The 19094-nt window shown below is 63.4% G+C and carries 19 protein-coding genes; 11 read left to right on the forward strand and 8 right to left on the reverse strand.

Annotated elements, in window-relative coordinates; all coding sequences use genetic code 11:
* Positions 1 to 16: 16 nt before the first annotated feature.
* The 3 genes from V1278_RS02520 to V1278_RS02530 all read left to right on the forward strand — a co-directional run bounded on the left by V1278_RS02520 (position 17) and on the right by V1278_RS02530 (position 2171).
* On the forward strand, positions 17 to 466 hold the full coding sequence (locus tag V1278_RS02520) for a GNAT family N-acetyltransferase (protein WP_334379595.1): 450 nt from the start codon (positions 17 to 19) through the stop codon (positions 464 to 466).
* Positions 467 to 546: 80 nt separating this feature from the next.
* Positions 547 to 1383: a hypothetical protein gene (locus V1278_RS02525; protein ID WP_334379597.1), complete on the forward strand. Its 837-nt coding sequence runs from the start codon at positions 547 to 549 to the stop codon at positions 1381 to 1383.
* Positions 1384 to 1574: 191 nt separating this feature from the next.
* Positions 1575 to 2171, forward strand: a complete 597-nt coding sequence (locus V1278_RS02530; protein WP_334379598.1) for a glutathione S-transferase family protein — start codon at positions 1575 to 1577, stop codon at positions 2169 to 2171.
* 137 nt (positions 2172 to 2308) lie between these two features.
* On the opposite strand, the gene fabI is transcribed toward V1278_RS02530, so the two are convergent.
* The 3 genes from fabI to fabA form a co-directional block, all read right to left on the reverse strand.
* Positions 2309 to 3115, reverse strand: coding sequence for an enoyl-ACP reductase FabI (gene fabI, locus V1278_RS02535; protein WP_334365905.1), 807 nt, complete (start codon positions 3113 to 3115; stop codon positions 2309 to 2311).
* Between the two features lie 172 nt (positions 3116 to 3287).
* Entirely contained in the window at positions 3288 to 4511 is a 1224-nt protein-coding gene (gene fabB, locus V1278_RS02540; protein WP_334365904.1) for a beta-ketoacyl-ACP synthase I, read from the reverse strand.
* 61 nt (positions 4512 to 4572) lie between these two features.
* On the reverse strand, positions 4573 to 5097 hold the full coding sequence (fabA, locus tag V1278_RS02545; RefSeq protein WP_057844746.1) for a 3-hydroxyacyl-[acyl-carrier-protein] dehydratase FabA: 525 nt from the start codon (positions 5095 to 5097) through the stop codon (positions 4573 to 4575).
* Positions 5098 to 5452: 355 nt separating this feature from the next.
* Between fabA and irrA the strand changes: the two genes are divergently transcribed.
* Positions 5453 to 5923 carry an iron response transcriptional regulator IrrA gene (gene irrA, locus V1278_RS02550; RefSeq protein WP_334369096.1) on the forward strand — a complete coding sequence of 157 codons (471 nt, stop codon included), beginning with the start codon at positions 5453 to 5455 and terminating at the stop codon, positions 5921 to 5923.
* Between the two features lie 127 nt (positions 5924 to 6050).
* Here the strand turns inward: irrA and V1278_RS02555 are convergent, their stop codons facing one another.
* Positions 6051 to 6578: an SH3 domain-containing protein gene (locus tag V1278_RS02555; RefSeq protein WP_334365903.1), complete on the reverse strand. Its 528-nt coding sequence runs from the start codon at positions 6576 to 6578 to the stop codon at positions 6051 to 6053.
* A 344-nt stretch (positions 6579 to 6922) separates the two neighbouring features.
* On the opposite strand from V1278_RS02555, the gene V1278_RS02560 reads away from it, so the two are divergent.
* The gene (locus tag V1278_RS02560) at positions 6923 to 7924 is read left to right on the forward strand and encodes a 2-hydroxyacid dehydrogenase (RefSeq protein ID WP_334365902.1); all 1002 of its coding nucleotides are present in this window, start codon (positions 6923 to 6925) and stop codon (positions 7922 to 7924) included.
* Positions 7925 to 8035: 111 nt separating this feature from the next.
* Here the strand turns inward: V1278_RS02560 and V1278_RS02565 are convergent, their stop codons facing one another.
* Positions 8036 to 8995: a LysR family transcriptional regulator gene (locus V1278_RS02565; RefSeq protein ID WP_334379599.1), complete on the reverse strand. Its 960-nt coding sequence runs from the start codon at positions 8993 to 8995 to the stop codon at positions 8036 to 8038.
* 118 nt (positions 8996 to 9113) lie between these two features.
* Between V1278_RS02565 and V1278_RS02570 the strand changes: the two genes are divergently transcribed.
* Entirely contained in the window at positions 9114 to 10106 is a 993-nt protein-coding gene (locus V1278_RS02570; protein WP_334379601.1) for an aldo/keto reductase, read from the forward strand.
* A gap of 3 nt (positions 10107 to 10109) precedes the next feature.
* Here V1278_RS02570 and V1278_RS02575 read toward each other — a convergent pair whose 3' ends face one another.
* Positions 10110 to 10913, reverse strand: a complete 804-nt coding sequence (locus tag V1278_RS02575; protein WP_334379603.1) for a HesA/MoeB/ThiF family protein — start codon at positions 10911 to 10913, stop codon at positions 10110 to 10112.
* Positions 10914 to 11171: 258 nt separating this feature from the next.
* On the opposite strand from V1278_RS02575, the gene V1278_RS02580 reads away from it, so the two are divergent.
* Together V1278_RS02580 and V1278_RS02585 are read left to right on the forward strand one after the other, a co-directional pair.
* Positions 11172 to 12551 carry a serine protease gene (locus V1278_RS02580; protein WP_334379604.1) on the forward strand — a complete coding sequence of 460 codons (1380 nt, stop codon included), beginning with the start codon at positions 11172 to 11174 and terminating at the stop codon, positions 12549 to 12551.
* Positions 12552 to 12927: 376 nt separating this feature from the next.
* Complete coding sequence (locus V1278_RS02585) at positions 12928 to 13695, forward strand: ParA family protein (RefSeq protein ID WP_334379605.1); 768 nt, start codon at positions 12928 to 12930, stop codon at positions 13693 to 13695.
* A 67-nt stretch (positions 13696 to 13762) separates the two neighbouring features.
* Here V1278_RS02585 and V1278_RS02590 read toward each other — a convergent pair whose 3' ends face one another.
* Together V1278_RS02590 and mutM are read right to left on the reverse strand one after the other, a co-directional pair.
* Positions 13763 to 14320, reverse strand: a complete 558-nt coding sequence (locus V1278_RS02590; RefSeq protein WP_442893787.1) for a GNAT family N-acetyltransferase — start codon at positions 14318 to 14320, stop codon at positions 13763 to 13765.
* Positions 14317 to 15198, reverse strand: coding sequence for a bifunctional DNA-formamidopyrimidine glycosylase/DNA-(apurinic or apyrimidinic site) lyase (mutM, locus tag V1278_RS02595; protein ID WP_334379606.1), 882 nt, complete (start codon positions 15196 to 15198; stop codon positions 14317 to 14319). Before mutM ends, V1278_RS02590 begins: the two co-directional genes overlap by 4 nt.
* 79 nt (positions 15199 to 15277) lie before the next feature.
* Here mutM and ubiE point away from each other — a divergent pair, with 79 nt between their 5' ends.
* Genes ubiE through coaBC form a run of 3 tightly spaced genes read left to right on the forward strand, consistent with a single transcriptional unit; the run spans position 15278 to position 19094 of the window.
* On the forward strand, positions 15278 to 16039 hold the full coding sequence (gene ubiE, locus V1278_RS02600; protein ID WP_334379608.1) for a bifunctional demethylmenaquinone methyltransferase/2-methoxy-6-polyprenyl-1,4-benzoquinol methylase UbiE: 762 nt from the start codon (positions 15278 to 15280) through the stop codon (positions 16037 to 16039).
* Complete coding sequence (ubiB, locus tag V1278_RS02605) at positions 16036 to 17610, forward strand: 2-polyprenylphenol 6-hydroxylase (protein ID WP_334384082.1); 1575 nt, start codon at positions 16036 to 16038, stop codon at positions 17608 to 17610. Before ubiE ends, ubiB begins: the two co-directional genes overlap by 4 nt.
* Positions 17611 to 17669: 59 nt before the next feature.
* On the forward strand, positions 17670 to 19094 hold the full coding sequence (gene coaBC, locus V1278_RS02610) for a bifunctional phosphopantothenoylcysteine decarboxylase/phosphopantothenate--cysteine ligase CoaBC (protein WP_334379610.1): 1425 nt from the start codon (positions 17670 to 17672) through the stop codon (positions 19092 to 19094).

Genomic DNA, 19094 nt, shown 5'->3' on the forward strand with positions numbered 1-19094 from the left:
CTCGGGAGATATCACCGTGTCACAAATCATCATCCGCCTCGCCCGACCAGACGAGTATGACCGTATCGCCCGGGTCTGGATGGACAGTTGGGTCTCGACCGGATTGGAAGATGCCAGCGACGCCCTGCTGGCAAAGTTGCGCGCGCGTGTCCCGGTGGAGGTGGAGAAGGGTTGGAGCCTTTACGTCGCCGACGACAACGGGAAACTGGCGGCGATGCTCGCGTTGCATCTTTCAGATCGCTATCTCGACCAGTTGTTCGTCGCGCCGGAATATCAGGGCAACAGCGTCGGACGCCAACTACTCGCCTTTACGCGCAGACATCTGCCGGACGAAATCTGGCTGCGCTGCGTGCGCGAGAACGAAAAGGTCTGGCGCTGGTACGAGCGCGAGGGCTTTGTGTTCGAGAAGGAAGAGCCGATGACCGGCCGCTTCATGAAATATTATCGCTGGCGAAAATCGGCGTGAAGGCCATCGCTCGGCTTGCGAACGGAGCCCGCATCCTCTAGTTTATTTGCTCACTGTCATCAACTCTCGTTCTTCAGGCCATGTTCCGTAGCTTCGCTGCCGCCATCCTCGTGTCATGCTTCGCGGTAGACGGGTGGGCCCAGTCCCCTTCAGCAACCAGTGCCCCGGCGGCATCGACACCCGCAAGAGCCGCCGCAAAGAAGGCGGCGCCCAAGGCCAAGGCGGCCGCGAAGCAACCACTTGCTGCGGAAAAGGGTCCCTGCCGACTTGGCGTCATTTCGGCGCTCGGGGACCGCTTTGCCGTACAAAGATTTGGCCTCACGATATTTGAGACCGAGGAGAGCGCGGTCACGGTCGAGGGGTGGGGACTCGATGATCTCGTAGTCGCGCGGGTACGCGCGGCAACCGGCACTGATCCAGCCGTACGGAGGATCACCTATCCGAAGGGCGCGTTTGAGCCCTTCTATAATCCGACGTCACGATTCTTACCCGATCCCCGCGAGGGCCTGCCGGCGATCGTCAGAAGCATCACGCCGGCTGCGAACTGCGAGCGTTACCTTGTTATAACCCGATTCAAGGGGCAGGTGCCGGGCACCAATCTGATGCTTGACGGCATCGGCGCATATAGTCGCGGACTAGGATCAGTCGTCAGGCACTCGCACCTGTTCGCCAATGTTGGCGTGACTCTGCTCGACGGCGGCAACTACGAGACTATTGGTCGTCCGTTCGCTGGCTTAGGCACGCGACTGGCCGAAGGCTTGCGACTGACCGAGGATCCGCTCACCAAACTCGACAACTCGCTGTTTCCCGAGCCGGCGACAGCCGTTCCGGGTAATGCGATGCTTCGCGAAAGAACCCGTGCGCTGGTTGCGGCAAGGCTCGATCAGACGCTGCCTGACTATCTCAAGAACGATTGAGCACTCCTGCATGGCGGGGCCCCGGTGGTTAGAGTCTCTGGAAATCGCCAACCGATCTGCTGCGCGAAGTGAAGTTGACCAACATATCGTTGGAGCACGGCTCGTTAGTTCCAGGCGTAGTGCGTTGCCAATTCGCGGCAGACGCGCAATGAACAAGCGCTGTTCGTCCACGCCGAAGAAAGGTTCGTCCCATGATCCAACTCTACTGGTCGCCGCGCTCCCGCTCCTTCTCCGCGATCTGGCTGCTGGAAGAAGCCGGGCTGCCTTATGAACGCGTGCTCACCGACATCACTACGGGCGCGCAGAAGGCGCCGGAATATCTAGCGATCAATCCGATGGGCAAGGTGCCGGGATTGAAGGACGGCGACGCCGCGCTCGGGGAGGCGGCAGCGATCTGCGCCTACATCGCCGACCGCTATCCCGAAACCCACCTTGCGCCGGCCGCCACCGATCCGCTGCGCGCAAGATATCTGCAGTGGCTGTTCTTCTCGCCGAGCTGCATCGAACCGGCGCTGATCCAGCTCTTCACGAAGCTGGAGGTGCCGTCGAGTACAGCGTCATGGGGCAGTGCGACCCAAACGTTCGACGTGCTCGATGCCGCCCTGCAGAAGGGCCCCTGGATTCTCGGCGAGAAGTTTTCGGCCGCCGACATCATGCTCGGCTCGGGGCTGAATTTTGCGGTGCGGATGTTCAAGATGGTGCCGCCACGGCCGTCATTCGACGCTTATATCGACCGCTGCGCGGCGCGTCCGGCCTTTCAGCGCGCGGAGAAGATCGCGGCGGGGTGAACCTCGCCGTCATCACCGCCTTGTGCGCAATTGCGCACTGGGGCGGGTGATCCAGTATCCCAGAGACGTTGGTGATTGAAACGAGAGGCCGCGGCGTATTGGATGCCCCGCATACGCGGGGCATGACGAGAAATGGGCTATTCGGCCGTTCCCTTCAGCTCTTCGGGTCGCGGCATCGAGATCACGTTGTAACCGGAATCGACGTAGTGGATTTCCCCGGTGACACCGCCTGACAGGTCGGACAACAGATAGAGCGCGGAGCCGCCGAGTTCTTCCAGCGTCACGCCGCGACCGAGCGGCGAGTGTTTCTGCTGGAAGGCGAACATCGCGCGCGCATCGCCGATGCCGGAGCCCGCCAGCGTGCGCACTGGGCCGGCCGAGATCGAATTGATGCGGATCTTGCGCGGGCCGAAGTCGGCGGCGAGATAGCGTACTGACGCTTCCAGCGCCGCTTTCGCCACACCCATCACGTTGTAATTCGGCATCACGCGCACCGACCCTCCGAAGGTCAGCGTGATCATCGAGCCACCGGTCTCGGGCATCAGCTCGGCGGCGCGCTTGGCGATTTCGGTGAACGAAAAGCAGGAGATCAGCATGGTGCGCGAAAAGTTCTCGCGCGTGGTATCGGCATAGCGCCCCTTCAACTCATTCTTGTCGGAGAACGCAATCGCGTGGACGACGAAGTCGAGCCCGCCCCATTTGGCCTTCAGCGCCGCGAAAACCGAATCGACGCTGGCAAGGTCTTCGACGTCGCACGACAGCACCGTATCGACGCCGAGCGATTGCGCCAGCGGCTTGACGCGCTTGCCGAGCGCCTCGCCCTGATAGGTGAAGGCGAGTTCGGCGCCCTGCGCGTGAAGCGTCTTGGCGATGCCCCAGGCGATCGAATGATCATTGGCGACGCCCATGATCAGCCCGCGCTTGCCTTTCATCAGGTCTTGCATCGTACGCTCGCTCCCATTGTCTTCGACGTCATCACCCGCGAATGCGGGTGATCCAGTATTCCAGAGGCGTCAGTGATTTAGCCGAGAGGCCGCGGCGCACTGGATGCCCCGACGGAGCCTGTCATCGGGCTCGCCGAAGGCGAGACCCGGGTGGCGGGGCATGACGAGTACATCACGCATCCAGCCGCTTGAACACCAGCGTGGCGTTCGTGCCGCCGAAGCCGAAGGAGTTCGACAGCACGGTGCCGAGCTTGGCGTTGTCGATGCGCTTGCGCACGATCGGCATGTCGGCAAACACCGGATCGAGTTCGGTGATATGGGCGCTCTCGCAGACGAAGCCGTTGTTCAGCATCAGAAGCGAGTAGATCGCCTCCTGCACGCCGGTAGCGCCGAGCGAATGGCCGGTCAACGCCTTGGTCGCCGAGATCGGCGGGCACTTGTCGCCGGTGCCGAACACCTTTCGGATCGCCTCGATCTCCGGCGGATCGCCGGCCGGCGTCGAGGTGGCGTGCGGATTAATGTAGTCGATCGGCGTCTTCACCGTCGAAATCGCCATGCGCATGCAGCGCTCGGCGCCTTCGCCCGACGGCGCCACCATGTCGTAACCGTCCGACGTCGCGCCATAGCCGACCAGTTCGCCGTAAATGCGTGCGCCGCGCGCCTTGGCACGTTCGAGCTCTTCCAGCACCACCACGCCGGCTCCGCCCGCGATCACAAAGCCGTCGCGGCTGATGTCGTAGGGGCGCGAGGCCGTCGCCGGCGTGTCGTTGTATTTGGACGACATCGCGCCCATGGCGTCGAACAGCACCGACAGGGTCCAGTCGAGCTCCTCGCAACCGCCGGCGAAGATCACATCCTGCTTGCCGATCTGGATCGTCTCATAGGCGTTGCCGATGCAATGGTTCGAGGTCGCGCAGGCCGACGAGATCGAATAGTTCACGCCCTTGATCTTGAACCAGGTCGCCAATGTCGCCGAGGCCGTTGATGACATGCCCTTCGGCACCGCGAACGGGCCGATCCGCTTCGGACCCTTGGTGCGCGCGATGTCGGCCGCTTCCACCAGCGTCCGCGTCGACGGGCCGCCCGACCCCATGATGATGCCGGTGCGCTCATTGGAGACTTCGTTGGGTTCAAGGCCGGAATCGCGGATCGCCTGCTCCATCGCGACGTGATTCCAAGCCGCTCCTTCGGCAAGGAATCGCATGGCGCGACGATCGATGACGTCAGCGGGATTGAGCGTTGGCGCGCCGTGCACCTGCGAGCGAAAACCGAGCTCGGCGTGCTTTTCCGCACGCGTGATGCCGGATTTTGCCTCGCGAAGGCTCGCAAGCACTTCCTGGGTGTTGTTTCCGATGGATGAGACGATACCCATCCCCGTGATGACAACCCGCCTCATGATCGCCTCGCCTCGCCGTTTACGTGTTCTGTGAAGGTTTGTTGCTGCGTGATCGTGTTGCTCAGCCGCCCGGCGCGGAGCCCTGCTTGAACAGCCCGACCTTCAGATCCTTGGCGCGATAGATAATCTCGCCATCCATGGAAAGCCAGCCGTCGCCGACGCCGAGCACCAGCTTTGAACGCATCACGCGTTTCATGTCGATGTTGTACACAACCTTGCGGGCGTTCGGCAGCACCTGGCCGGAGAACTTCAATTCCCCGAGCCCCAGCGCCCGGCCGCGTCCCTCGCCGCCGATCCAGCCGAGGTAAAATCCGACCATCTGCCACATCGCGTCCAGGCCAAGGCAGCCCGGCATGACCGGGTCATTCTTGAAGTGGCAGCCGAAAAACCACAGGTCCGGCTTCACATCGAGTTCGGCGCGGATCAGACCCTTGCCGAACTCGCCGCCCTTGTCGGTGATCTCGGTGATGCGGTCGAACATCAGCATCGGCGGCAGCGGTAGCTGCGCATTTCCGGGGCCGAACATCTCGCCGCGGCCGCAGGCAAGCAAATCCTCGTATTCATAACCGCTGCGCCGATCCAGCATCGTATTCAGCCTCACCTTAAGATGTCCCGATGGAGCGCTTTTGAGCGAACCGGACCCGTTTCCCCACGGGAGAACGTTGTCTCCCGCAATTTGGCGCTACTTAGGGTGCTATCGGCACTAGTCTCTGCCGAAATCGCATATGTGGTCCGCGCGCTCTGTAACATAGGCATTACGGCCCGGCAAAGCACTGGAACGGGCTAAAACGCCCCATAGTCACGCTGGTTCCTCTTAACCTTGGGCCGGTTCTAGTTGCGAAAAACTTGCATCTACCTGATTTCCTTTTATATTGGGCAAGAATATTGCCCAAGTTAGCGCGTGTGGTACCGAAGTGGACAGAAACGACCAGACCTCGCCCCTGAACGACGACGGTATCGATCCGGCTGCCCGCGCCTCCGGACACCAGCCGGCGTTGACCGGTTGTCCATGGCACGACGTCAACGAAATGCTGCAGGCCGCGGGTCTTCGGCCCACCCGCCAGCGCATGGCGCTGGGCTGGCTGCTGTTCGGTAAGGGTGCCCGCCATCTGACCGCGGAAATGCTCTACGAAGAAGCGACGCTCGCCAAGGTTCCGGTGTCGCTGGCCACCGTCTACAACACGCTTAATCAGCTCACCGACGCCGGCCTGTTGCGCCAGGTCTCGGTCGACGGCACCAAGACCTATTTCGACACCAACGTCACCGCGCATCACCACTTCTATCTCGAGAACAATCATGAGCTGGTCGACATTCCCGATCCGCATCTAGTGTTGTCGAAGATGCCCGACGTGCCCGAGGGCTACGAGATCGCACGCGTCGACATGGTCGTGCGACTGCGCAAGAAGCGCTAGCTGTCGTCCCTGCGAACGCAGGACCCATAACCACAAATCTATGTTGTGAGGAAAGGCGTCTACCCGCGCGCCCTATTGAGAAGCCGCGGCGTATGGGTCCCTGCGTTCGCAGGGACGACCAAGATCCTCAATCCACCCTCTCGTCTGCATACACGCCCCATAGGCGCTGCTGCTCGATCCAGCCGTCAAAGCCGTTGCCGACGACGCGGCACCAGCCATTGGCGCATTTCTTGACTTGCGCGACGACGCCGGCTTGCAGGCGGGCCGCAACCGCGCTGGTCGGATCGGGACTATCGTACAGCGACGCCAACTCGTCCTTGCTCTTCATGGTGACGACCGCAGTGCGGCGGCCGGACAGCAGCGAATGATAGACCCAGCCCTCGGCGCCTTCGGAATCGCGCACGCGCCGCCAGTTCTCGAACTCGGCGGTGATTTCGACCGGCAGGCCCGAGCGGGTATAGACCCAGGCGACGTCGTTGTCCTTGGTCGGACCGGCCCGCACATTCACATGATCGGATTTGAGGCTGACATATCGTGGCACCGGCAGGCCGCTCGTGGTGGTGGCCGAATCCTTGGCCGAAAACCCTGTGCTGACGGAAGCGACAAGCCAGCACGCCGCCAGCACCGCTACCGAACAGAAACGCCCCAACGCCATCAACCCGTCTCCTGCCGAGCCACGCCCAACTCGAATTCTCCGAGTTGAAACCGCCCGCTAACGCCCGAAACCCCAGACCCCGTGCCCCGCTTTGGCCGCATCCGGCTTGCGACGGCCGAGGGTTCTTGTCTTGGCCCGGTCTTCTGATAGAGAGGACGGAACGCCTAGAACCAGAACGCCTGGATTTTCCGCCGAAAATCCGAGGCAAGTATTGGGGAACCCAAGGGACTTAACCTCAGCAAACAGCCGGATACCGAGACCGCGTGGCCATCGCAGTGTCGAACAACCGGGTTAATGAGGTCTGAACGGCGCGCGTCTGCGCACCTCCCTCATGAGAGCAGGACATGTCGATCAAGAAAAAACCTCTCGTCGTCGTCACTCGCAAATTGCCGGACTCAATCGAGACCCGGATGCGCGAGCTGTTCGACGCGACGTTGAATCTCGACGACACGCCGATGACGCCGCAGCAGATTGCCGAAGCCAGCCGCTCGGCTGACGTGTTGGTGCCGACCGTCACCGACACGATCAGCGAGGAGATGCTCAAGCACCCTGACTGCAAGCTGCGCATGATCGCCAATTTCGGCAACGGCGTCGACAATATCGACGTCGCGGCAGCACATGCGCGCGGCATCACCGTGACCAACACGCCGAAGGTTTTGACCGAAGATACCGCCGACATGACCATGGCGCTGATTCTCGCGGTGCCGCGGCGGCTGATCGAAGGCGCAACGATCCTCCCCGACGGCAAGAACTGGCCGGGCTGGTCGCCGACCTGGATGCTCGGCCACCGCATCGGCGGCAAACGCCTCGGCATCATCGGCATGGGCCGCATCGGCCAGGCGGTGGCTCGCCGCGCGCGCGCCTTCGGCCTGCAGATCCACTATCACAACCGCCGTCCGGTGGCGCCTGTTATTGCCGAGGAACTCGGCGCGACCTATTGGGAAAGCCTCGACCAGATGCTGGCGCGGATGGACATCATCTCGGTGAACTGTCCGCACACGCCGGCAACCTATCACCTGTTGTCGGCCCGGCGGCTCAAGCTGATCCGCAAAGACGCCTACATCGTCAACACCGCGCGCGGCGGCGTGATCGACGAGGACACGCTGATCAAGCTGCTCGAAGCCGGTGACGTCGGCGGCGCCGGCCTCGACGTCTACGAGCATGAGCCCGCGGTCAATCCGAAACTGGTTCGGCTGGCGAAAGCCGGCAAGGTGACGCTGTTGCCGCATATGGGCTCGGCCACCATCGAAGGCCGCGTCGAGATGGGCGAGAAGGTGATCATCAACATCCGGACCTTCCTCGACAACCACAAGCCGCCAGATCGCGTGCTGCCCAGCATGCTGTGAGCGGGAGGCTTCAACGAAGTCGTCCCTGCGAAAGCAGGGACCCATAACCACAGGCCTTTGTGGTTACGACACGCTAGGGCCTAAGGTCTTCCTGACAAGCAACATCGGTGGTTATGGGTCCCGGCTCGCGCTTCGCTTGGCCGGGACGACGATAGATTTTTCGCTCTTCCGCCTCTCCCGCTTCCGCCAATCCGCAATAAACGCCACGAACGCGGCAAGCGCCGGCGGCGGCTGGCGACGGCTCGGATAATACAAAAACGGTCCCGGAAACGGCGGGCACCAGTCGTCGAGCACGCTGACCAGCGCGCCCGACTTGATGCCGTACCGAACATAACCTTCGAACGTCAACCAGAAGCCCACCCCGTCATGGACGGCGCGCAACGCCAGCCCCAGATGGGTCGCGACCAGCTTGGCCGGCGGTGAAACCTTCACGACACGGCCCGCTTTCTCAAACTCCCAATCCAGCATCGCGCCGCTGCCGAAGCGGGTGCGGATACAGGCATGGTCGAGCAGATCCTTCGGCACTTCCGGTCGACCATGCTGAGCAACATATTCCTTCGACGCCACCACTGCGTAACGCTGTGGCGCCCCGAGCGAGACCGCGATCATGTCCTGCGCCAGATGTTCGCCATAGCGCACGCCGGCGTCGAACCCGCCGGCGACGATATCGACAAACGAACTCTCGCCGACGATCTCCAGCTCGATCTTGGGATGCTTCTCGAGAAACGGCGCGACCATCGGCGCCATCACCAGGTCGATTGCCGGTGGCGGAGCGTTGATGCGCAAACGCCCCGACGGCACGGCCCGCAGGCCGCGCACCTGATCGAGCGCCGCGCCGACATCCGAGAGCGCCGGGCCGACGCGCCCCAGCAACAACTCGCCGGCTTCGGTGAGGGCTACGCTGCGCGTGGTACGATTCATCAGGCGCACACCGAGCAGCTCTTCCATGTCGCGCAGCCGCTGGCTGATGCTTGAGACGGAGACGCCCTGCTCGATCGCGGCACGGCGGAAATTCCGGGTGCGCGCCACGGCAACAAAAACGTCGAGGTCGCGGAGGTCGAGATCTTTCATTGTTCGACATAGTGAACAAGCTGTTTGGAATTGTCCATCTTACCGGCTCAGTCGAAAAGGTCCATATCCGCCTCGTCATCACGGCGCAGATCCGGCGCCGACTACGAGGAGAACCGCCATGGAACGACGCAAACTCGGCTCTACCGGCCCAACCGTTTCTGCCATCGGCCTCGGTTGCATGGGCATGTCAGACTTCTACGGCCCGGCCGACCGCAGCGAGAGCATCGCCACCATCCACGCCGCGCTCGATGCCGGCATCACCCTGCTCGACACCGGCGATTTCTACGGCATGGGTCACAATGAAATGCTGATCGGCGAAGCGCTCGCTGCGCGCGGCCGCGACAATATCCAGATCAGCGTCAAGTTTGGCGCGCTGCGCGACCCCGCAAAGAACTGGTCCGGCTATGACAGCCGTCCGGCGGCGATCAAGAATTTCCTCGCTTATTCGCTGCAGCGGCTCCGCGTCGAGACCATCGACATCTATCGGCCGGCGCGGCTCGATCCGGCCGTGCCGATCGAGGAGACGGTCGGTGCGATGGCCGACATGGTGAAGGCCGGCTGGATCAGGCATATCGGCCTGTCGGAAGTCGGCGCGGAGACCATTCGACGCGCCCATGCGGTGCACCCGATCACCGACCTGCAGATCGAATACTCGCTGATCTCGCGCGGCATCGAGGATGACATCCTGCCGACCTGCCGCGAACTCGGCATCGGCATCACGGCCTATGGCGTGCTGTCGCGCGGGCTGATCAGCGGACACTGGACGGCCGATCGCGGGACCAAGGATTTTCGTGCCATGAGCCCGCGTTTCCAGGGAGGCAATCTCGACGCCAATCTGGCGCTGGTGGATTCATTGCGTGCGATTGCAAGCGAGCTCGGCGCCTCCCCCGCACAGGTCGCGATTGCATGGGTCGCGGCGCAGGGCAACGACATCGTGCCGCTGGTCGGCGCCCGCCGCCGTGACCGTCTCGCTGAGGCGCTCGGCGCGCTCGATGTAAAACTGACGCGGGCTCACTTGTCCGCGCTGGCCGAGGCGTTTCCGCCCGGCGTGGCGGCCGGGGCGCGCTATCCGGAGTCGCAGCTTGCGCATATGGACAGCGAGAAGCGGTGAATACTACGCCGCGTGCCCGCTCAAATCAGTGATCGTAGGCGCATCGCCGTTGAGCGGGTTTTGCGGATCGCGTGCGTAGCGCAATGTTTCAAACCGCATCGCGCGTGCATCGACCATCACCAGTCGGCCGACCAGGCTCTCGCCGAAGCCGACGATCTCGCGGATCGCTTCCAACGCCATCATCGAGCCGAGCATGCCCGCCAGCGCGCCCATGACGCCGGCCTCGGCGCAGGCCGGTATGGTGCCGGGCGGCGGCGGTTCGGGAAACAGGCAGCGATAGGTCGGATTGAAGTGGCCGCCGGTGTCTCGTTCATGCGCCCGGATCGTGGTCAGCGATCCGTCGAACATCCCGAGCGCCGCCGTGATCAGCGGCTTGCCGGCAAAGAAGCAGGCATCGGAAACCAGATAGCGGGTCTCGAAATTGTCGGAGCCGTCGAGCACGAGATCGTAGTCGTCGATCAGCGACATCACGTTCCCCGCATCGAGACGCACGCCATGCGCCTCGAAACGAACGTGGGGATTGAGCGCGTGAACGGTCTCCGCGGCGCTGTCGACCTTGGGCCGCCCGATGTCCGGCGTGGCGTGGATGATCTGCCGCTGCAGATTGGACAGCGAGACCACGTCGTCATCGACAGCGCCGAGCCTGCCGACACCGGCCGCCGCCAGATACATCAGGACGGGCGCGCCAAGTCCGCCGGCGCCGATCACCAGCACGGATGCCGCTTTCAGGGCGGCCTGCCCGGGACCGCCGACTTCGCGCAGCACGATATGGCGGGCGTAGCGTTCGAGTTCGTCGGCGCTCAACATGGTCGTGTGCTGTCCTTCCTTCGCTGGCAAACCCTCATGGTGAGGAGCGCGGAACGCGCGTCTACCGGACGATGCTTCGCATCGCCGGGATACCATGCGGCCCCAGCCGGGCCTTCATCCTTCGAGACGCGCTTCGCGGCTCCTCAGGATGAGGCGATAATCCCCCTGAACCGGGGCGCGGTTGTTGCCGACTAAGCAGATGTGCTTAATTGGCCGGGCGTCAATGATCGCACTCTCGTTATTCTGCCGGGATTTGTCATGAGATTGGTGCTTTCAGCAACATTGATGATCGCAGCCTCGGCTTTTGTGATCTCCGGGACCGCCGCGCAGGCGCAAATGATGCCCCCTTCCACGGCGGGCGCCAAGCCGAAGCAAGTCACGACGGTGCCGATCCGTCCCGCGCTGCAGAAGCCGGAGGACACGGCGAAGGCCTTAGGCCAGGCCGAGCGGCTGGCGCTGCAGTCGGACCTCGCGTGGGTCGGGCAATATAACGGCGCCATCACCGGCGACGTCAGCGAGCGCATGGTCAATGCGATCAAGGAATTCCAGAAGTCGCGCGGGGCTAAATCAACCGGCGTGCTCAATCCGCAGGAGCGCGGCCTCCTCGCCGATACTGCCAGAAAAAAGCAGGAAAGCGTCGGTTGGAAAATCGTCATCGATCCCGGCACTAGCGCGCGGCTCGGCATTCCCACCAAGCTGGTGCCGCAGCAGGCCAGCGACGCCAACGGCACCAAATGGACGTCACCAACCGGCACGATCCAGATCCAGCTTTCGCGGCGCAAGGAAGCCAATCCGACCACGGCAAAACTCGCCGAGCGCGAGAAGAAAGAGCCGGGCCGCACCATCGATTACACCGTGGTCAAGCCGGATTTCTTCGTCCTGTCCGGCCTGCAGGGCCTGAAGAAGTTTTATATGCGCGGCACCTTCAAAGGCGACGAGGTCCGCATCCTCACCATCATGTACGACCAGGCAACCGAAAACACCGTCGAGCCCGTGGTGATCGCGATGTCGAGCGCGTTCAACGCATTTCCGGCGGCCGTGCAGACGGCGGGGCCTCCCCCGCGCAAGAGCGTGGAGTACGGCACCGGTGTCGTCGTCGGCGACGATGGCGCGATTCTGGCCGACCGCCAGATCACCGACGGCTGCCTCACGGTCGCGATCGCAGGGTTCGGCAATGCCGACCGTGTCGCCGAGGACAAGGAGCACGATCTGGCGCTCTTGCGCATCTATGGCGCGCGCGGGCTGAAGGCGCTCAATCTCGCCAATGCCGCCACCAAGCCGGCGCTCGACCTCACCGGCATTGCCGATCCGCAGAACCAGGGCGGCGGCGTGGCGGTGACCAGCACCAAGGCCACGGTGGCCCAGCTAGGCGGCAGCAGCGATATCGCGCTGACGCCCGCGCCGGCGCTTGGCTTCTCCGGCGCGCCCGCGCAGGACGGCGACGGCAAATTCGCCGGCATCGCGCTGTTGAAGCCGGTTCAAGTGGCGGGACCTACCAATGGCGTGCCGGCAGCGCAAGCGATGCTGGTGACCGCCGAAACGGTACGCGACTTCCTCAAGGCCAACGGCATCAACGCGGCTGACGGATCGACGGACGCCAAGGCGTCGGTGGTCCGCGTGATCTGCGTCAGGAAGTAGGAGTTCGTGTCCCGGACGCGGTGCAGCGCGTCAGCGGTGCACCGCAGAGCCGGGACCTATACCGCCGGGTGTGCCGTCCGCACGCCAGCAGGCCGCATGACGTCGGCGAGTGGCATGGTGGCGGCCATCGGCCCGCCGGATATGGGCCATGCCGTCGATGATCGGGCGCCGATGCCCCACACGGCAGTATTTGCCCGGATGACCACACTTCCATAATCGGGCATCATTGCAAGCTGACTGATTCGGACTACCGCGATCCCCTGACCTTTGGATCGGGCTGGGCACGTCTGAGCGAGCGCGTAACTCGGCGTCGCAGAATGCGGCGCGGCTCGTGTGCCGTAACCAAAATGCCTGAAAGCCATCCAAAGGATCTGAAATGCAGACGATCGTATTGGCCACCCAGAAGGGTGGCTCCGGCAAAAGCACGCTCGCCATCAGCCTTGCGCTTGCCGCCATCCGGGCCGGGCACAATGTCCGCCTGATCGAGACGGACTCGCAGGGCACCCTTTCCAATTGGAAGCGCCGCCGCCCCTATGCCGCGCCGGTCGTCGAGCCGGTCTATGCCGCCAGGGAGGTCGAGCAACGCCTGCAATCGCTCGACCGCGAGGGCGTGACGGTAGCGATCGTGGATACCGCCGGCGGCGTCAGCGCCGCGACCAATTCAGCGATTCGTTATGCGGATTTCTGCCTGATCCCGACGCGCCCGAGCATCGCGGACATTGAGGCGACCGCCCCGACGCTCAGCGTCGTCAGGGCCTGGCGCAAGCCGTTCGCCTATGTCCTGAACCAGACGCCGATCCGGGGCACGCGCCTCACCAGCGCGGAGACCGCGCTGAGCGACGAGGCCGCGCTCGACATCGGCGATATCCTTGCCAAACCCTTCATCGTGATGCGCAACGATCATCAGGATGCGCTCAGCGCCGGACTTGCGGTCTGCGAATACGCGCCGTGCGGCAAATCTGCCGAGGAAATCCGCGCTCTGTGGCAGTGGATCGAAGTGCAGCTCGGCAATATGGCAGCGGCCGGCGACGAGCCGATTATCGAGGAGTTGGTGGAAACGCCTGCGATACTTCCGGCTATGGCTGCGCTGCCGGTCATCGCGAACGACAGCGCTCTCTTCCTGAGAGCGCCGGCTCGAGTCTGACATTCCCGCTTCGCGGGAAGACGGACGCAATCCAGCCGACCAGCCCCGCTGGATTGCTTCGCTCCGCCTACCTGTTCCGGCGCAGCCATTGTTCCCGCGTCACACGCCATCGTTCCGCTAGCGTCTGACCGTTGTGATGGGCAAGCTCGGTGTAGCCGACCAATTCGGCACCGGTCTTTTGCTTGACCCGGCGCGATGCCTCATTGGTTACCGCGTTACAGACGTAGAAAACCTCGAGGCCGAGTACGCCGAAGACGAAATTGTTCACCTCCGCGACGGCTTCGCTCATCAGGCCTTGATTCCAATAGCGCTCCGCGAGCCAGAAGCCCCGGTTGCCCTTCGCATTATCCGCCCTCGGGCGAAAGCGAATATTCCCGATCGCCTCGCCATCACCGCCGCGCAACACCAGCATCCAATTATAGATCTCTTCCCCTGCGGCGACCCTCTCCAACTCCCTCGTAATGAAAGTGGTCGCGCCGTCCTCCGGATATGGCCAGGGGACAACCGATGCGAGATGCTGGATGATATTCCAGTTGTTGAAATGACGTTGGATCGCCGGCGCATCGGATAGCGCCAGCGGCCGCAAGATCAGTCGCCTCGTTTCGAGCGTCGGCGTGATGGTCATTTCTGACATTTCGGACACCAGAAGGTTGAACGGCCGTTCTGTACGAAGCGTCGCACGACACCGCCGCAGCCTTTAGTTTGGCACTTCTCGCCCTCGCGATCATAGACCTGGAACGAGTGCTGGAAATAGCCGAGTTCGCCCGAGGTCAGCCGATGATCGTTGATCGAGGAGCCGCCGGCCTTGATGGCCTGATTGAGCACTGTGTGAATTGCATTCACCAGCCGCCCGGCATGGTCGGTCGGCTCGCCCGTCTTCGTTGCCAGCGTCGCCGCCAACCGGCGCGGCGAAAGATGCGAGCGGTACAGCGCCTCGCAGACGTAGATATTGCCGAGGCCGGCAACCACGCGCTGGTCGAGCAGCGCGGCCTTCAGGCTGGTCTTCTTGTTGAAGCAGGACCGCGCCAGCATCGCGGCGTCGAATTCGTTGCCGAGCGGCTCGGGCCCGAGACCCTTCAATAGCGGTTCATCCTCCAGCACGTTGCGGGCAATAATCTTCATGTAACCGAAGCGGCGCGGATCGTTGAACACGACGGACCTGCCCGACGACATGTGAAACACCACGTGATCATGCGCGCGGTCCTCGCTGCGCGGATGGTGGAATTGGCCGGGCGCATTGTTAGCGCCGCCATCGAGCACCCGGAACGAGCCGGACATGCCCAGATGCATCAGCAGCACGTCGCCGGAGGTAAGGTCCGCCATCAGATATTTGGCGCGGCGGCCAAGGCCGGTCACCGTCTGGCCCTCCAGCCGAGCGATAAAGTCTTTTTGAAAGGGAAACCGCAAATCCTTGCGCCGGGCTTCCGCCTTGAGGATTTTCGACCCCTCCATGGCGGGTTGCAGGCCGCGGCGGACGGTCTCAACTTCGGGCAATTCAGGCATGCAGGCATTCACCTTATGGAGGTGACGTGATAGCGCCATTGCGACGGGCGCGCTATGGTCCGGTAGTGGAGTACATCTAATGGATCGGCCGGATCAAACCACCCATTTTGGCTTCAGGGACGTGCCCTTAGGGGACAAGCAGTCGCTGGTGAACGACGTGTTTCACAGCGTGGCAAGGCGCTATGACCTGATGAACGACCTGATGTCGGCGGGCCTGCACCGGGTCTGGAAAGACATCATGATCACGGCGCTCAACCCGCCGAAAAGTGATGCGCCGTTTGCGCTGCTTGATGTCGCCGGCGGCACCGGCGACATCGCCTTCCGCGCGGCCAAGGCCGCAGGCTTTGGCTTCCGCGCCACCGTCTGCGACATCAATACGGATATGCTGGAAGTGGGTCACAACCGCGCGCTGGCGCAGCATCTCGACCATCAGGTGTCCTTCGTCGAAGGCAATGCCGAGACGCTGGCTTTCCCGGATCGTTCGTTCGACGCCTACACGATCGCCTTCGGCATTCGCAACGTGCCGCGGATCGATGTTGCGCTGCGCGAAGCCTATCGCGTGCTGCGGCCGGGCAGCCGATTCCTCTGTCTGGAATTCTCCACCGTCGACGTTCCCGGACTGGACTGGCTGTACGACCAGTTCTCGTTCAAGGTGATCCCACCGCTCGGCCGCGCCGTGACCGGCGATGCCGAATCCTATCAGTATCTCGTCGAATCGATCCGGAAATTTCCCCGGCCCAATGTATTTGCCGAGATGATCCGCGGCGCCGGCTTTGCGCGGGTGAAGTGGGAAAGCCTGTCCGGCGGGATCGTGGCGCTGCATTCGGGCTGGCGCTTGTGATTTCTGCGGCGACCCACATCGCGCGGCTTGTCCGCGCCGCTTACGTGTTCGCGCGCGAGGGCGTGTTCGGCGTCGTTGATCCGAGCCTGGTGCCGGCGCCCGGGCAGCTCGCGCTGCGGCTGGCGCGATTGATCGAGCGGCCCGGTGCCAAATCCGGCCCGCGACTATCCCGCGCGCTGACGCGGCTGGGACCGGCCTACCTCAAGCTCGGACAGTTTCTGGCGACCCGCCCCGACGTGGTCGGGGTTGCGATGGCGCGCGACCTGGAAAGCCTGCAGGACCGGCTGCCGCCGTTTTCGCAAAGTGAAGCGGAGGCGGTGATCGCACTGTCGCTGGAACGCTCTGTGGCTAAGGCCTTTGTCAGCCTCGGCCCGGCGGTCGCCGCCGCGTCCATCGCGCAGGTGCATCGCGGCGAGATCGAGCGCAATGGCGTGCGCCAGCCGGTCGCGGTAAAGGTGCTCCGGCCCAACGTCGCCTCGCGCTTTCGCCGCGACCTCTCCGACTTCTTCTTTGTCGCGCACAACGCGGAAGCGCATTCGGCCGAAGCGCGGCGGCTGCGGCTGATCGAGGTCATCAACACGATGTCGCGCACGGTCGCGATGGAGATGGACCTGCGGCTTGAGGCTGCCGCTCTTTCCGAGATGGCGGAGAACACCCGCGACGATCCGGATTTCCGCGTGCCGGCGGTCGACTGGGACCGCACCACTCATAACGTGCTGACGATGGAGTGGATTGACGGCATCGCACTGAACGACCATGCGCGCCTCGAAGCAGCGCAAGTCGATTTGCCCGACCTCGGGCGCAAGGTGATCCAGAGTTTCCTGCGCCACGCGCTGCGCGACGGCTTCTTTCATGCCGATATGCATCCCGGCAATCTGTTTCTCGACGACACCGGACGGCTTGTGGCGGTCGATTTCGGCATCATGGGCCGGCTCGGCGTGAAGGAGCGGCGCTTCCTCGCCGAAATTCTGTTGGGCTTCATCACGCGCGACTACCGTCGCGTCGCGGAAGTCCATTTCGAGGCCGGCTACGTGCCGGGGCATCATTCGGTGGAAAATTTCGCGCAGGCCATCCGCGCCATCGGCGAGCCGATCCACAACCGCACCGCCGAAGAAATCTCGATGGCGAAGCTGCTGACCCTGCTGCTCGAGGTCACCGGCCTGTTCGACATGCAGACCCGGCCCGAACTGATCCTGCTGCAGAAGACCATGGTGGTGGTCGAAGGCGTCGCGCGCGGCTTCGACCCCAAGCTCGATATCTGGAAGGTGGCCGATCCGGTGGTGCGCGAATGGATCGAGCGCAATCTCGGCCCGCTCGGGCGGGTTCAGGGCGCCATGACCGGCGCCGGCGAACTCGGCCGCGTGATGACGGGCCTGCCGGCGATCGCCTCGCGGGCGGTTGCCGTGATTGAGAACATGGAAAAGATGACCCGCGAGGGCCTGACGCTGTCGCCGGAGACTATTGCGGCCCTGGGCCGTGCCGAAGGCCGCAAGAGCCGTTGGCGCACGGTGGCGCTCTGGATCATTGCGGCGACCTTTATCGGAATTCTGCTTGCGATCCTGCAGTTGTGATTGCAATGCCGGCATATCTTGCTAGCATTGACTGCATAATTTTTGCCGGAGGCCGCCCTATGGCCAGCCTGACCATCCGAAAACTCGATGAAGCCGTCAAAGCCTATTTGCGGCTCCGGTCGGCGGGAAACGGCCGCTCCGTCGAAGAGGAAGTCCGGGTCATCCTGGGAGAACTCATCCAAGGGCGTCCCGAACTATCAGGCGCCACACTACCCTCCGCAGAGGCAGCGCCGTCGGCCAGCGCCTCCAGCACGCGGAACGTCACCCTGATCATCGGCGGCGGCATTGCCGCGTTCAAGTCGCTGGAGCTGATCCGGCGGCTGAAGGAGCGACACATTCACGTCCGCTGCGTGCTAACCAAGGCCGCCCAGCAATTCGTCACGCCGCTTTCGGCCAGCGCGCTGTCGCATGAGCGCGTCTATACGGACCTGTTCAATCCCGAGAGCGAATTCGACGCCGGCCATATCCGGCTGGCGCGCGAATGCGATCTGATCATCGTGGCGCCGGCGACCGCCGACCTGATGGCGAAGATGGCGCACGGCCATGCCGACGATCTCGCTACCGCCATCCTGCTGGCAGCCAACCGGCCGATCCTGCTGGCGCCTGCGATGAACCCCCTGATGTGGAACAACGCCGCCACCCGCCGCAACGTCATGCAGCTTCGCCGCGACGGCGTTCACATGATCGGCCCCACCGCCGGGGAAATGGCTGAGTCCAATGAGGCCGGCATCGGGCGGATGTCGGAGGCGGTCGAGATTGCCGCCGCGGCCATCGATATCCTGCGCCCGCCGCGACCGCGTCCGCTCGCGGGCAAGCGCGTGCTGATCACGGCAGGGCCGACGCATGAGGCGATCGATCCCGTGCGCTATATCGCCAACCGCTCCTCCGGCAAGCAGGGTTTTGCCATCGCCGCCGCGGCACAGGCCGCGGGCGCGGACGTCACGCTGGTGTCCGGCCCGGTCGACTTGCGCGATCCCCCCGGCGTCACGGTGATCCGGGTCGAATCGGCGCGTGACATGCTGCATCGGGTGGAAGCCGCCTTGCCGGCGGACATCGCGATCTTCGCCGCCGCCGTTGCCGACTGGCGCGTTGCCAATGAAGGCGAGCAGAAACTAAAAAAGACGTCCGCCGGCATGCCGCAGCTCGCATTGGTGGAAAATCCCGACATTCTGGCGACGATCTCGAAACTGAAGGAGAAGCGTCCGCCGCTGGTGATCGGTTTTGCCGCCGAGACCGAACATCTGATTGACAATGCAAAGGCCAAGATCGTGCGCAAGGGCTGCGACTGGATCGTCGCCAATGACGTTTCGCCTGCCTCCGGTGTGATGGGCGGCGACCGCAACACTGTTCACCTGCTGACGCGCGATGGCGAGGAGATCAACGTCGACAGCATTAAAGTGGAGTCTTGGCCGGTGATGACCAAGGAACAGGTCGCAGCCGAACTGGTGGCGAAGATTGCGCAGACCATGGAGAAGAATTCGTGA

The organism is Bradyrhizobium sp. AZCC 1577 (assembly GCF_036924575.1).
In the GTDB taxonomy this organism is placed as follows: Bacteria; Pseudomonadota; Alphaproteobacteria; order Rhizobiales; family Xanthobacteraceae; genus Bradyrhizobium.